The sequence below is a fragment of the Micromonospora sp. NPDC049301 genome (assembly GCF_040678715.1).
Classification (GTDB): domain Bacteria; phylum Actinomycetota; class Actinomycetes; order Mycobacteriales; family Micromonosporaceae; genus Micromonospora.
This window is the reverse complement of sequence record NZ_JBFAQO010000007.1, coordinates 48,572-60,646: the sequence shown is the minus strand read 5'-3', so window position 1 is coordinate 60,646 and position 12,075 is coordinate 48,572. Positions and strand designations below refer to the sequence as shown.

General features: G+C 73.3%; 11 protein-coding genes. 6 read left to right on the top strand and 5 right to left on the bottom strand.

Annotated elements, in window-relative coordinates:
- The first annotated feature begins 9 nt into the window (after positions 1 to 9).
- Positions 10 to 1,812, top strand: coding sequence for an acyl-CoA dehydrogenase (locus AB0K07_RS21735; RefSeq protein ID WP_363757236.1), 1,803 nt, complete (start codon positions 10 to 12; stop codon positions 1,810 to 1,812).
- 10 nt (positions 1,813 to 1,822) lie between these two features.
- Here AB0K07_RS21735 and AB0K07_RS21730 read toward each other — a convergent pair whose 3' ends face one another.
- Positions 1,823 to 2,542: a spermidine synthase gene (locus AB0K07_RS21730; protein ID WP_363757235.1), complete on the bottom strand. Its 720-nt coding sequence runs from the start codon at positions 2,540 to 2,542 to the stop codon at positions 1,823 to 1,825.
- Between the two features lie 128 nt (positions 2,543 to 2,670).
- On the opposite strand from AB0K07_RS21730, the gene eccB reads away from it, so the two are divergent.
- Entirely contained in the window at positions 2,671 to 4,056 is a 1,386-nt protein-coding gene (gene eccB, locus AB0K07_RS21725) for a type VII secretion protein EccB (protein ID WP_363757234.1), read from the top strand.
- A gap of 18 nt (positions 4,057 to 4,074) precedes the next feature.
- On the opposite strand, the gene AB0K07_RS21720 is transcribed toward eccB, so the two are convergent.
- From AB0K07_RS21720 to AB0K07_RS21705, 4 genes are all read right to left on the bottom strand, one after another.
- Positions 4,075 to 4,680 carry a class I SAM-dependent methyltransferase gene (locus AB0K07_RS21720; protein ID WP_363757233.1) on the bottom strand — a complete coding sequence of 202 codons (606 nt, stop codon included), beginning with the start codon at positions 4,678 to 4,680 and terminating at the stop codon, positions 4,075 to 4,077.
- A 111-nt stretch (positions 4,681 to 4,791) separates the two neighbouring features.
- Positions 4,792 to 5,658 carry a carbohydrate ABC transporter permease gene (locus AB0K07_RS21715; RefSeq protein ID WP_363757232.1) on the bottom strand — a complete coding sequence of 289 codons (867 nt, stop codon included), beginning with the start codon at positions 5,656 to 5,658 and terminating at the stop codon, positions 4,792 to 4,794.
- Positions 5,658 to 6,611: a sugar ABC transporter permease gene (locus AB0K07_RS21710; protein WP_363757231.1), complete on the bottom strand. Its 954-nt coding sequence runs from the start codon at positions 6,609 to 6,611 to the stop codon at positions 5,658 to 5,660. The genes AB0K07_RS21715 and AB0K07_RS21710 overlap by 1 nt, the downstream gene beginning before the upstream one ends.
- Entirely contained in the window at positions 6,608 to 8,002 is a 1,395-nt protein-coding gene (locus AB0K07_RS21705) for an extracellular solute-binding protein (RefSeq protein WP_363757230.1), read from the bottom strand. Before AB0K07_RS21705 ends, AB0K07_RS21710 begins: the two co-directional genes overlap by 4 nt.
- Positions 8,003 to 8,117: 115 nt before the next feature.
- Between AB0K07_RS21705 and AB0K07_RS21700 the strand changes: the two genes are divergently transcribed.
- Genes AB0K07_RS21700 through AB0K07_RS21685 form a run of 4 tightly spaced genes read left to right on the top strand, consistent with a single transcriptional unit; the run spans position 8,118 to position 11,782 of the window.
- Positions 8,118 to 9,158, top strand: a complete 1,041-nt coding sequence (locus AB0K07_RS21700) for a zinc-binding alcohol dehydrogenase (RefSeq protein ID WP_363757229.1) — start codon at positions 8,118 to 8,120, stop codon at positions 9,156 to 9,158.
- A complete protein-coding gene (locus AB0K07_RS21695; protein WP_363757227.1) occupies positions 9,155 to 9,976 on the top strand; it encodes a sugar phosphate isomerase/epimerase family protein in 822 nt (273 codons plus the stop codon). Before AB0K07_RS21700 ends, AB0K07_RS21695 begins: the two co-directional genes overlap by 4 nt.
- Positions 9,973 to 11,343: a hypothetical protein gene (locus AB0K07_RS21690; protein ID WP_363757226.1), complete on the top strand. Its 1,371-nt coding sequence runs from the start codon at positions 9,973 to 9,975 to the stop codon at positions 11,341 to 11,343. The genes AB0K07_RS21695 and AB0K07_RS21690 overlap by 4 nt, the downstream gene beginning before the upstream one ends.
- 31 nt (positions 11,344 to 11,374) lie before the next feature.
- Complete coding sequence (locus AB0K07_RS21685) at positions 11,375 to 11,782, top strand: DUF2267 domain-containing protein (protein ID WP_363757225.1); 408 nt, start codon at positions 11,375 to 11,377, stop codon at positions 11,780 to 11,782.
- The last annotated feature ends 293 nt before the right edge of the window (positions 11,783 to 12,075 follow it).

The window sequence follows — 12,075 nt, the reverse complement described above, 5'->3', positions numbered from 1 at the left end:
AGGAGTGCCGTGCCGTCCACCCTGCTCTCCCGCCGCGACCTGGACTTCCTGCTGCACGACTGGCTGCGGGTGTCCGAGCTGGTCGAGCGCCCCCGCTACGCCGAGCACTCCCGCGAGACGTTCGACGACGCCCTGGACCTCGCCGAGCGGGTGGCCACCGAGCAGTTCGCACCGCACAACCGGGCCGCCGACCTCGCCGAGCCGACCTTCGACGGGCAGCGGGTACGGCTGATCCCGCAGGTCCGCGCGGCGCTGGACAGTTTCGCCGAGACCGGCCTGCTGACCGCCGGCCTGGACGCCTCGGTCGGCGGCCTGCAACTGCCGCACGCCGTCGCCGCCGCCTGTTTCACCTGGTTCCAGGCCGCCAACGTCGCCACCTCGGCGTACCCGTTGCTCACCCTGGGCAACGCCAACCTGCTACTGGCACACGGCAGCGCGGAGCAGGTCGACACCTACGTACGACCCATGCTGGAGGGCCGGTTCTTCGGCACCATGTGCCTGTCCGAGCCGCACGCCGGCAGCTCACTGGCCGACATCACCACCCGAGCCGAGCCGCAGCCGGACGGCACGTACCGGCTCTTCGGCACCAAGATGTGGATCTCCGGCGGCGATCACGAGCTGGCCGACAACATCGTCCACCTGGTGCTGGCACGGATCCCCGGCGGCCCGCCCGGCGTGAAGGGGATCTCGCTGTTCATCGTGCCGAAGGTGCTGGTCGAGGCGGACGGCTCGCTCGGTGACCGCAACGACGTGGTGCTGGTCGGGCTCAACCACAAGATGGGCTTCCGGGGCACCACCAACACCCTGCTCAGCTTCGGCGACGGCGGGCACGAGCCGGGCGGCCGCCCCGGCGCGGTCGGTCATCTGGTCGGGCCGCCGCACCAGGGGCTGGCCCAGATGTTCCACATGATGAACGAGGCCCGCATCGGGGTCGGCGCCGGCGCAACCGCGCTCGGCTACACCGGCTACCTCAAGAGTCTGGCGTACGCCCGGGAACGGCCGCAGGGCCGGCCGGTCGGCGCCAAGGACCCGGACACGCCGCAGGTGCCGATCATCGACCACCCCGACGTCCGGCGGATGCTGCTGGCGCAGAAGAGCTACGTGGAGGGAGCGCTGGCGTTGGTGCTCTACTGCGCGCGGCTGCTCGACGAGGAGAAGACCGCCCCCGCCGACGCCGACCGCGAGCGGGCGCACCTGCTGTTGGACGTGCTCACCCCGATCACCAAGAGCTGGCCCTCCCAGTGGTGCCTCGCCGCCAACGACCTGGCCATCCAGGTGCTCGGCGGCGCCGGCTACACCCGTGACCACGACGTCGAGCAGCACTACCGGGACAACCGGCTCAACCCGATCCACGAGGGCACCCACGGCATCCAGGCGCTGGACCTGCTGGGACGCAAGATGACGATGCAGGGCGGCGCTGGCCTGACGCTGCTCACCTCGACGATCCGCGAGACCGTCGACCGGGCCGGGAAGGCCGGGGGTGAGGCCGGCGAGCTGGCCGACCGGCTGGCGGCCTCGGTGGACCGGATCGTCGCGGTCACCCACCGGCTCTGGGCCGACGGCGACCCGCTGCTCGCGCTGGCCAACGCGAGCGTCTACCTGGAGGCGGTCGGGCACGTCGTCATCGCGTGGATGTGGCTGGAGCAGGTGCTGGCCCTGCCGCCGGAGGGGGCTGGCGACGCCTTCCACGCCGGCAAGCGGCAGGCCGCCCGCTACTTCCTCACCGTCGAGTTGCCCCGCACCGGCCCGCAGTTCGACCTGCTGGACAGCCGGGACCGGACCTCGCTGGACATGCGCGCCGACTGGTTCTGACCGGGCCGGCTCAGCCGGCCGTGCGGGCGACGTAGACGGTGTTGGCGGACTCGCCGCCGGTCAGCGGGTTGGCGAACGGCACGACGTGCGCCCGCGCGGTCGCGAACACCTCGGTGAGCGCCGCCGTGAACTCGGCGTCCGGCGGGTCGTCCGACCAGAGGGCGAAGACCCCCTCCGGGCGCAGCAGGGCGGCCAGGCGGCGCAGGCCGGCCGGCGCGTAGAAGGCCGCGTGACTGGGGTGCAGGACGTTGCGCGGGGAGTGGTCGACGTCGAGCAGCACGGCGTCGAACACCCGCCCCGGCGCCTCGGCGTCGAATCCGGTGTCGCCGGCCACCGCCGCGAAGAAGTCGGCCTGCGCGAACCGGGTCCGGGGATCCTCGGCGAGCCCCGCCGCGAACGGCAGCAGCCCCCGCCGGTGCCAGTCGATCACGTCCTCGATCGCCTCGACCACCAGCAGCGACCGCACCCGAGGGTCGTCCAGCGCGGTGCAGGCCGTGTAGCCCAGCCCGAGGCCGCCGACCACCACGTCGAGCGTGTCGCCGGCCAGCTCGGCCAGGCCCAGCCGGGCCAGCTCGATCTCCGCGACCGGGAAGAGGCTGGACATCAGGTACTCGTCGTCGAGCTTGACCTCGTACACCTCGACCTGGAGCGCCGGGTCCCGGCGCCGGCGCAGGCTGATCACGCCGATCGGGGTTTCCCGCCAGGCCAGCTCCTCGAAACGCGTGCCCACGGGTGCCCTCTCGCCGCCGGATTCGTCCCCGGATGGTACCGGCCGGACCGGCACCGGCCACGCAGGGTCCACGGGACATCGACGCAGCGCATATCCTGTGCCCGGCCGATCCAGTGGGAAGGGACCTCATGCCGTCGCGGCAGGACCAGCTGCACTCCTACCAGTTCAGCGTCCAGCGGGCGGTCGCCGCCCTGGTGATGCGCGAGACCGATCCGGCCCAGTCGCCGTTCCGGCGGTTGGCCGGCGCCGCGCTGGCCAGCGTTCTGGTCGCGGCGATCGGGCTGGGTGCCTCGGCGCTCTACGGCCTGTTCGCCGGTGGCGGCAGCGGCTGGCGCGACCCGGGCGCGGTGATCGTCGAGAAGGAGTCCGGCGCCCGGTTCGTCTACCGCGAGCAGAAGCTGCACCCGGTGCTCAACTACGCCTCGGCGCTGCTGATCGTTGGCGCGGACCGGTCGAAGACGGTGCTGGTCTCCCGACGGTCCATCGACGGCGTGCCGCGCGGATTGCCGCTGGGCATCGCCGACGCGCCGGACTCGCTGCCCGCCCCGGGGCGGTTGGCCAGCGCGGCGTGGACGGTCTGCTCGATGATCCCGGGCGGCGCGGGCGGCGAGTCACCCCGCTCCGCGCTGCTGATCGGCACCGAAGCCGGCGGTGGCCGGCCACTCGGCGAGGACGCGCTGCTGCTGCGCCACCCGGACGGCGGGCTGCACCTGGTCTGGCACCAGCGGCGCCACCTGATCCGCGACCCCAGCCGGGTGCTGGCGGCGCTGGCCACCACGCGCGCCCGGGCGGTGCCGGTGGCGCCCGCCCTGCTCAACTCGCTGCCCGCCGGCGCCGACCTGGCTCCGCTCGCCCTGCCCGACCTGGGCCGGCGGGCCACCGGGGTGCCGGGTGCGGCGATCGGCCAGGTGTACCTGGTGCGCAACTCCGGTGGCGGCCGGCAGTACGCGGTGGCGCTGGCCGCCGGGCTGGCCGGGATCACCGAGTTGCAGGCCGGGCTGTTGCTGGCCCGCACCGGGCAGGGCGAGCCGGAGCCGATGACGTTGGGCCGGTTCGCCGCGCTGCCCACGCTGCCCGATCTCGCCCCGAGGGGTCCGACCGCCCCGCCGCCGGTCCCGCCCCGGCTCGCGGCCGGCGACGGCGGGGCGCTCTGCACCCGGGTCGGCGACGAGGGGGGCGCCGGGGAGGTGCGGTGGGGCGTACCGCTGCCGGACCTGGCGGCCGTGCCGCGGACCGCGCCGGCCGGCGGCGCCGTGCTGGCCGACCACGTGGTGGTGGAGCCGGGGCGCGGCGCGGTGGTCGAGGCCGCGGCGGCGCCCGGCGCGTCCGGCGGTGCGGTCTCCGTGGTCACCGACCTGGGCCGGCGGTACGTGCTGGCCGACCGGGACGTGCTCCCGATGCTCGGCTACCGCGACGTGCGGCCCCTGCGGCTGCCGGCGGGTCTGGTCAGTCTCGTGCCGGCCGGCGCGACACTGGACCCGGCCGCCGCGCGGGCCGTCGCCGCCCCCGCCTGACCGCCCGCGGGTGCGGGGTCAGGCGGCCGGACGGCGCAGGATGCTGACCGCGAAGGGCGCGTCGTCGCGCCACGGGCGCAGGTCCCAGGTCGCGAAGCGGTGCTCCAGGCGCAGCCCGGCGGCGACCGCGTCGGCGTCGAACGCGGTCAGCGGATAGCCGCGCTCGGTGCCGAAGCCCACCGCCAGCACGCCGTCCGGGCGCAGGTGCCCGGCGAGCCGGCGCAGCACCTCCGGCTCGGTGCCGGCGGCGACGAAGGCGAGCACGTTGCCGGCCAGCACGGCGGCGTCGAACGGCTCGGCCTCACCGAGCGCCGCCAGGTCCAGTTCGGCCAGGTCGGCGACCAGCCAGCGCGGGCCGGGATGGTCGGCGTCGGCGGCGGCCACCAGTGCGGGGTCGGCGTCCACCCCGACCACGGTGTGCCCGCGCTCGGCCAGCGCCGCGCCCACCCGGCCGGTGCCGCTGCCGGCGTCGAGGATCCGGGAGCGGGGCGGGACCAGGGCGTCCACCAGCCGGGCCTCGCCGGCCAGGTCCGCTCCCTCGGCCGCGAGCTTCCGGAACCGGTCGATGTACCACTGCGAGTGCTCGGGGCCTGTGTCGGTCGCCCAGCGGGTCGGGTTGGCCATGGGGCCACGGTAACCGGGCCGCCGGCGGCGTGACGGGCGACCCGGGGGAGCAGGGGCCCAGGTCACCGGCGTCATCGGCCGGCGGGAACGCCGGCCGATGACGCCGCTGGCTCAGCCCTTCTCCGCGCCGCTGGTCAGCCCCTCGGTGAGCAGCCGTTCGCTGGCGAAGAAGAGGATCACGATGGGCAGGGTGAGGACGACCGACCCGGCCATCAGCACCGTCTTGGGCACCTCCACCCCGTCGGCGAGCAGGGACAGCCCGAGCGACACCGTCCACCGGTCGGGCTTGTCGACCAGGAACAGCAGCGCGAAGAGGAACTCGTTCCAGGCGATCATGAAGTCGTAGAGCGCGACCGCCATGATCGACGGCATGGCCAGGGGCAGGCTGACCCGGCGGATGATGCCGAGCCGACCCGCGCCGTCGATGGCGGCGGACTCCTCCAGGCTGACCGGGATGGTCTCGAAGTAGTTCTTCAGCATGTAGACCGAGACCGGCAGCGTCTGCGAGATGTAGACGAGCACCAGGCCGAACAGTGAGCCGCGCAGCCCGGCCCGGGTGAACACCACGAACAGCGGGATCGCGATGACGATCGACGGGAACAGGTAGACCGCCAGGAACAGGAAGTCGACCTGCCGCCGGCCGAAGAACCGCAGCCGGGCCACCGCGTACGCCCCGGGGATCGCCACCGCCAGGGTGAGCAGGGTCGCCGCGACGGCGACCAGGCCACTGTTGCGGATGAAGGTGAGGAACCCCTGGCCGCCGTCGTCGGTGGCCTTGAGCACCTCGGCGTACGTGGCGACGGTCAACTCGCCGAAGCCGACCACCAGCGAGCCGGGGTCGAGCAGCAGCCGCTCGATGGGGCGCACCGACAGCATCAGCATGTAGTAGAAGGGGAAGACGGTGACCACCAGGAACGCGGCGATCACCAGGCGGCGCAGCCAGCGCAGGCTCACCGTCTCGACGACGTCGCGGTCCATCAGCCGGCCCTCCGTCCGAAGAAGCGCAGGTAGATCAGCACGAACACGATCAGCACCACGGCCAGTACGACCGCCTGTGCGGCGGCGGCGCCGATGTCGGTCCGCGCGGTGAGGAACTCGTACACCCGCACGCTGACCACCTCGGTGCCGGCGGCCCCGCCGGTGAGCAGGTAGACGTCGTCGAACTTGTTGAACGTCATGATGAAGCGCAGTACGCCCAGCAGGGCGATCACCGGCAGCAGTTGCGGCAGCAGGATGTACCGGAACCGCTGGGTGGGGGTCGCGCCGTCGACCCGGGCGGCCTCCTCCAGCTCGCCGGGCACCGCCTGGAGCCGGGCCAGCAGGAACAGGAACGCGAACGGGAAGTACCGCCACGCCTCGAACACGATCACCGTGGCCAGTGCCGTCGACTCCTGGGAGAGGAACGGCACCGGGGCGTCCCAGCCGAGCAGCCGGCGACCCCAGTCGTTGACGATGCCGAGCTGCGGGTCGAGCATCACCTGCCAGACGAAGGTCACCGCGACCACCGGCGCCACGTACGGCAGCAGCATGGACGCCCGGACCAGCGTGCGACCGCGGAACGGCCGGCGGACCACCAGAGCGGCGACCAGGCCCAGCAGGATCGACCCGACGGTGCCGCCGAGGCTGTAGACCAGGGTGGTCCACAGGGTGCTGGCGAAGCCGGGGGTGTGCAGCACCCGGTCGACGTTGTCCATGGTGAACTCGCCGAACAGCCCGGTCCTGCGCAGTGTGGCGAGCCGGACCCGCTGGAAGGCGAGCACGACGGTCCAGACGATCGGGATGCCGATGACCGCGATGGTGACGAGCAGGGTGGGTGCGACCAGCGCGAGCCCGGCCCGGGATTCGCGACGCCGCAGGGTCAGCGGTCGGCGGGTCGGTGCGGGCCGCTCCCGGGTGGGGGAGCGGCCCGGGCCCGGCGCGGTGGTGGTCAATTGACGCCCGCCTTGATGGCTTCGACGTCCTTCTTGGCTCGCCCGGCGGTGGCCGCCGCGTCGGACTTGCCGGAGACGAGGTCGTTCAGCGCCTTGGGCACCGGCAGCTCGCCGAGCATGGCGCCGACCAGCTTGCCCTGCCCCTGACTGAGGCCCCAGCGTTGGAAGGTGTCCGGGCTGCGGCGCAGCGTGGCCAGCACCTCGTCGCCGTACACGTCGGCGAGGGGCTTCTTCGCGTCCACGCCGGCCTGGCTGGTGTTCCAGGCGGTGAGGTACGCCTCGGGCTCGGCCGGGGTGCCCTTGCGTACCGGGAAGCGGCCCTCGGGTGACATGCCGAACCAGCGTGGGTAGCCGTCGCCGAGCATGTACTCCACGAAGGACTTCGCCGAGCGGGTCGCCGCGCCGTCGAGCACCGCCCACGAGCTGATCTCGCCGTACTGGGCCGGTTCGGCGCCGTTCGGGCCCTTGATCGCGGTGACGAACCCGCTGTTCTTCGCGAGGAACGCCGGGTCGGCCTGGCACTGCGGGCAGGTCGGTTTGGCGTCGTTGCGCAGCCCGGCCAGCTCGTCGAGGATGAACGGCGACCAGACCACCATGGCGGCCTTTCCGGCGAAGTAGGTGGCCCGGGTGGTGTCCACGTCCTGCGCGCCCTTCACCGAGCTGTTCCGGATCAGGTCGCCGTAGAAGCGGAACGCCTCCACGCACTGGGGCGAGTCCAGGGTGACCGCGCCGGCGTCGTCGGTGAGCTGGCAGCCGTTGGCCAGCGCCAGGTGCTCGAAGGTCTGCTGGGTGAACACGTCGCTGGGTGCGGTCGCCGCGGTGATTCCGGCGACGCCGCCGGTGTTCAGCTTCGCGGCGGCGGCGGTGATCCGCTCGTACGTGTCGGGCGCGGGCAGGCCGGCGGCGTCGAAGAGGTCCTTGCGGTAGACGAGCAGCTGCCCCCACCCGTCGCTGGGCACGGAGAGCTGCTTGCCGTCGTCGGAGGTGAGCTCCAGCGCGCGCGGGGAGAAGGTCTGCTTGCCGAGTGTGTCGACGATCTCGGTGTTGGCCGAGGCGTGCAGCAGCTCGTTGCCGGCGAGCGTACGGATGCCGGCGAGTGAGACCGAGCCGACCACGTCGGGCAGGTCGCCGGCGGCGGCGTTGGCGGCGATGAGGGAGGGGAACTGGTCCTCGTTGACGGTCACGAGGTCGACCTGGATGCCGGTCTTCGCGGTGAAGTCGGCGATGATCGCCTTGGTGGCGGTGACCCGGTCGGCCACGTCCTCCAGGCTCCACACGGTGATCTTCTTGCTGTCGCTGTCCGGTTCGTCGTCGCCGCAGGCCAGCAGGGTGGACGCGGTAAGTGCCATGATCAGGGTGGTGGCGAGTATCCGCCTCGGAGGTGCTGACATCGGTGGCACTCCTCTCGAAGGGTACAAGCCGGATTGAACACCCTCGATTGATCAATGACAAGACATATAGCGATTTTTTGCTATCCTGGAGCCCAGTTCTACCGGGATGTGACTCATGGTCAACTGGGTTGTCTCTCTCGCCGGGCCCCGACGGATCAGCCTCGAGCCCTGCCCACCAGACCCGCTCGGCCCCGGCCAGGTCCGGGTCCGCACCCACTACTCGGGCATCTCGGCCGGCACGGAGCTCACCCTCTACCGGGGCAGCAATCCACGACTCAGCAAGGACTGGGACGACGCGGCCCGGATGTTCGTGCCCCGGCAGACCCCGGTGCCCTACCCGCTGGTCGGCTTCGGCTACGAGGAGGTCGGCGAGGTCGTCGAGGTGGCCCCGGACGTCGCCGACCGGCACCCGGGGCAACTGGTCTGGGGCATCTGGGGGCACCGCGCCGAGGCCGTGCTGCCCGCCGAGACGGTCCGCCCGTTGCCCGCCGGTCTGGACCCGCTCGCCGCCGTCTTCGCCCGGCCGGGCGCCATCGCGCTGACCGCGGTGCTCGCTGGCGACCTGCACCTCGGCGACTGGGTCGGTGTCTTCGGGCAGGGCGTCATCGGGTTGCTCGCCACCCGGCTCGCGGTGCTCTCCGGCGCCCGGGTGGTGGCCGTCGACCAGGTGCCCGACCGGCTGGAGCACGCCGCCCGCTACGGCGCCCGGTGGGCGGTGGACGCCGCCGCCGAGTCCGCCGCCGCCGTGCTGCGCCGGGCCACCGGCGGCCGGGGCGCGGACGTCTGCCTGGAGCTGTCCGGGGCGTATCCGGCGCTGCACGAGGCGATCCGGTCCACCGCACACGCCGGCCGGGTCGTGGCCGCCGGCTTCTACCAGGGCCAGGCCGACGGGCTCGGCCTCGGCGAGGAGTTCCACCACAACCGCATCCAGTTGGTGGCCGCCCAGGTTTCCGGCCCCACCCCCGCGCCGAGCATGGCGGGCCGGTGGACCGGCGACCGGGTGGCACAGACCTTCATGGAGCTGGTGGCTGAGCGCAGCGTCGATCCGCTGCCGCTGGTCAGCCACATCGTCGACGCCAGCGCGGTCGCCGACGCCCTCGCGCTGCTCGACCGCGGCGCCGGTGACGTCCTCCAAGTGGTGTTGAGGTTCAGATGACCACCATCGCGCTGGCCTGCCAGGAACAGCTCCTGCCGGGCACCGACCTGATCCAGAAGTACGCCCTCGCCACCGCCCTCGGCTACCAGGGCATCGAGCTGCGTGGTCGCGGCGATCTCGCGTTCGCCCGCCGGCTGCCCGAGCTGCGCCGGGCCCGCGCCGCCGGGGTGGTGATGCCCACCGTCTGCGTCGAGATGGACCACTTCATCGGCGACTTCGACCCCGCCCGGTCCGCCGACGCGGTGCGCAACCTGCGCTCCCAGCTGTCGGTGATCGCCGAGCTGGGCGGTGTCGGGGCGATGACCCCGGCGGCGTGGGGGATGTTCTCCCGGCGGCTGCCGCCGTTCGAGCCGCCGCGCCCGCCGGCCGGGGACCGGCAGGTGCTCCTCGACGCCCTCGGCGAGCTGGGTGAGCACGCCCGGGCCGAGGGCGTCAGCCTCTTCCTGGAACCCCTCAACCGGTACGAGGACCACATGGTCAACCGGCTCGACGAGGCGGTGGTGCTCTGCGCGGCGGTGGGGCTGCCGTCGGTGCGGGTGGTCGCCGACACCTTCCACATGAACATCGAGGAGGACGACGTGCACCGGGCGCTGCGCGCCGCCGCGCCGTACCTCGGGCACGTGCAGGTCAGCGACTCCAACCGGTACCAGCCGGGCGCCGGGCACCTGGACTGGCCGGCGTTCGTGCGGACCCTCCTGGAGCTGGACTACCGGGGCTGGCTGGCCCTCGAGTGCCGGCTGCGCGGCGACCCCGTCCGCGCCCTCCAGCAGGCCGCCACGGTGCTGCGGCACGCGCTGCCCCGGCGGGCCGCGGCATGACCGCCGGCGCCCCGGCCCGCACCGGCGGGCCGGTTGACCTCGCCGGGTTGCGCCGACTCGCGGTCGCCACCCTCGACGCCAACTGGGAGCACGACCACACGGTGCCGTCGCGCACGCTCTACCCGCACCAGTGGAGTTGGGACTCCGCGTTCATCGCCGTGGGGCTGGCCCAGGTCCGCCCCGAGCGGGCCTGGCGGGAGTTCACGAGCCTGTTCCGGGCGCAGTGGGCCGACGGCCGGGTGCCACACATCGTGTTCAATCCGGCGCTGCGGGTCGGCGCGTACTTTCCGGGGCCGGAGCTGTGGCGCTCGGCGGGCGCCGAGGGCGCGCCGGCCGTCGACACGTCCGGCCTGGTCCAGCCGCCGGTGCACGCGCTCGCCGCGCTGCTGGCGTACCGGCGGGCGCCGGGCCCGGCCGGCCTGGCCGCGCTGCGTCGGCTCTATCCGGCGCTGGTCGCCCAGCAGCGCTACCTGGCCGATCGGCGGGATCTGACCGGCGGCGGGCTGGCCTGCATCGTGCACCCGTGGGAGTCCGGTCTGGACAACAGCCCGGCGTGGGACGAGCCGATGGCCGCGGTTGCCGCCGAGGCGGCCGTGATGCGCGCGTACCGGCGACACGACACCGCGCACGCCCACGCCGCGCACCGCCCCACGGACCTGGACTACGCGCGCTACCTGGCGATCGTCGCCGCCTACCGGGACGCCGGCTACTCCGACCGGGGCCTGGCCGACGGTCACCCGTTCCTGGTGGAGTGTCCGCTGTTCAACGCGGCGTTCGGGGCGGCCGAACACGCGCTGGCCGAGATCGCCGTGCTGGTCGGCGGCGACCCGGGGCCGCACCGGGCCCGCGCGGCCCGGATCACCGAGGCGCTGGTGCGCCGGCTGTACGACCCGGCGACCGGCACGTTCGCGCCCCGCGACCTGCGCACCGACCGGCTGGTCCCGGCACGCACCGTGCTCGGGCTGGCGCCGCTGATCCTGCCCGACCTGCCCACCCGGCAGGCCGACGCGCTGGTCGTCGAGGCCCGGTCGGCGCGCTTCGGGGTGGCCCGGCGGATGGACCGGCCGCTGCCCAGCCACGACCGGACCGCGCCGGACTTCGAGCCGTTGCGCTACTGGCGCGGGCCGAGCTGGCTGAACGTCGGCTGGCTGGTGCGCCGCGGGCTGCTCACGCACGGGCATCCGGACCTGGCGGCCGGGCTGCGCCGGTCCATGGTCGGGCTGGTCGCCGGTGCCGGCTGCCACGAGTACTTCCACCCGGACACCGGCGCCGGGTTGGGCTCGCCGGCGTTCGGGTGGACCGCCGCGCTGCTGCTGGACCTGCTGGCGGAGGAACCGGCGCCGTTTGCCGCGACCGCCTCCGGGTAAGCGCGGGTCCCGTGGTGGACAGGAGGGCGGCGTGCGGTTCCCCCGCTTCATCGACGCAGTGTCCCGGCGCTCCGGGCTCTCGACCGAGCAGGCCGCCGTGGTGGCTCGCGCCGTGCTCCAGACGATGGCCGAACGGGTGACCGGCCGTCCGGCGGACGACCTCGCCGGGCAGCTCCCGGACGAGCTGGACGGTTACCTGGGTGGAACGGACGGGGCGGCGGGCGGCCCGCCGGCTGCCGCCGGGCCGGCGGAGTTCCTGCGCCGGGTGGGCGCGCGCGCCGGAGTCGACGAGGCCACCGCCCGGGTTGGCACCGGCGCGGTCTTCGCGACGCTGCGCGAGGCGGTCACGGTGCGGGAGTTCCAGGACATGGTGGCGCAGTTGCCGCGCGATTCGGACGGCGGTGTGGCACCCGTTCCGCCGCCGTCTGTCGGGGACTGAACGCTTCGATGTCGCCATTCGGACCAGCTGCTATATGTGGGGAAATTCCACTGCACAAATGGTACGTGACCGAAAAATAACCTGTTGGAAAGCGCTCTAGGCGAAAATCACGCGTCGCGCCAGGGGGATGATCGGACGATGTTCGTCGTCCCTCGTCGGAGTCTCGGTAGACCCTTCGGCTCGACTCTAGTCGATGATCTATCGCGGCAGACATCGAGCCATATGCTCTCTCCATTGTGACGTCCTGGGGGGGATAATGATTATGGCTGTCAGTTGCTGCGCGTCGGTCTGTT

Excerpts from the sequence above, each read along its gene's own strand:
- eccB (WP_363757234.1), top strand. The coding sequence starts at position 2,671 with ATGCCGTCGCGGCAGGACCAGCTGCACTCCTACCAGTTCAGCGTCCAG.
- AB0K07_RS21720 (WP_363757233.1), bottom strand. The coding sequence starts at position 4,680 with ATGGCCAACCCGACCCGCTGGGCGACCGACACAGGCCCCGAGCACTCG.
- AB0K07_RS21715 (WP_363757232.1), bottom strand. The coding sequence starts at position 5,658 with ATGGACCGCGACGTCGTCGAGACGGTGAGCCTGCGCTGGCTGCGCCGC.
- AB0K07_RS21705 (WP_363757230.1), bottom strand. The coding sequence starts at position 8,002 with ATGTCAGCACCTCCGAGGCGGATACTCGCCACCACCCTGATCATGGCA.
- AB0K07_RS21700 (WP_363757229.1), top strand. The coding sequence starts at position 8,118 with ATGGTCAACTGGGTTGTCTCTCTCGCCGGGCCCCGACGGATCAGCCTC.
- AB0K07_RS21695 (WP_363757227.1), top strand. The coding sequence starts at position 9,155 with ATGACCACCATCGCGCTGGCCTGCCAGGAACAGCTCCTGCCGGGCACC.
- AB0K07_RS21690 (WP_363757226.1), top strand. The coding sequence starts at position 9,973 with ATGACCGCCGGCGCCCCGGCCCGCACCGGCGGGCCGGTTGACCTCGCC.